This is a genomic window from Bradyrhizobium sp. Cp5.3 (assembly GCF_000426265.1).
Lineage (GTDB): Bacteria > Pseudomonadota > Alphaproteobacteria > Rhizobiales > Xanthobacteraceae > Bradyrhizobium > Bradyrhizobium neotropicale.
Map to the genome: position 1 here is coordinate 1 of NZ_AUFA01000145.1, position 1,261 is coordinate 1,261.

The 1,261-nt window shown below is 66.9% G+C and carries 1 protein-coding gene; it reads left to right on the forward strand.

What is annotated here, in order from left to right:
* Positions 1 to 1,261, forward strand: a 1,261-nt coding sequence (locus K289_RS0140875; protein ID WP_027556549.1) for an acetyl/propionyl/methylcrotonyl-CoA carboxylase subunit alpha, incomplete at both ends; no start/stop codon positions are given.

Sequence of the window (1,261 nt, forward strand, 5' to 3'; positions counted from 1 at the left end):
ATCCTGATTGCCAATCGCGGCGAAATCGCCTGCCGGGTCATCAAGACTGCCCGCCGGATGGGAATTCAGACGGTTGCGGTTTATTCCGAGGCCGATCGCGACGCCCTCCATGTCGAGATGGCCGACGAGGCGGTGCTGATCGGTCCGCCGGCGGCGGCCGAGAGCTATCTGGTGATCGAGAAGATCGTGGACGCCTGCCGCAGGACCGGCGCGGAAGCGGTGCACCCCGGCTACGGCTTCCTGTCCGAGCGCGAGGCGTTTCCGCGCGCGCTGGAGGCGGCCGGCATCGTCTTCATCGGGCCCAACCCGGGCGCCATCGCGGCGATGGGCGACAAGATCGAGTCCAAGAAGGCGGCCGCCAAGGCCAAGGTCTCGACGGTGCCGGGCTATCTCGGCGTCATCGAGGACGACAGGCATGCAGTGCGGATCGCCGACGAGATCGGCTATCCCGTGATGATCAAGGCCTCCGCCGGCGGCGGCGGCAAGGGCATGCGCATCGCGCACTCCAAGGCCGAGGTCGCGGAAGGGTTCAATCTCGCCAAGGCCGAGGCCAAGGCTTCGTTCGGCGACGACCGCGTCTTCGTCGAGAAATTCATCGTCGATCCCCGCCACATCGAGATCCAGGTGCTGGGCGACAAGCACGGCAACGTGATCTATCTCGGCGAGCGCGAATGCTCGATCCAGCGCCGCAACCAGAAGGTCATCGAGGAGGCGCCGTCGCCGCTGCTCGACGAGGCCACCCGCCGCAAGATGGGCGAGCAGGCGGTCGCGCTCGCGAAAGCCGTGAACTACGACTCCGCCGGCACCGTCGAGTTCGTCGCCGGCCAGGACAAGAGCTTCTACTTCCTGGAGATGAACACGCGCCTCCAGGTCGAGCATCCCGTGACCGAGCTCGTCACCGGCATCGACCTCGTCGAGCAGATGATCCGCGTCGCCGCCGGCGAGAAGCTCACCATCGCGCAGAAGGACGTCACGCTGACGGGCTGGGCGGTGGAGTCGCGGCTCTACGCCGAAGATCCGTTCCGCAACTTCCTGCCCTCGATCGGGCGCCTGGTGAAATACCGCCCGCCGGCGGAAGCCAGCAGGGACGGCATCACCGTGCGCAACGACACCGGCGTGCAGGAGGGCGGCGAGATCTCGATCCACTACGATCCGATGATCGCGAAACTCGTCACCCATGCGCCCTCGCGCGCTGCCGCGATCGAGGCGCAGGCGACCGCGCTCGACGCCTTCTATGTCGACGGCATCCGCCACAACATCC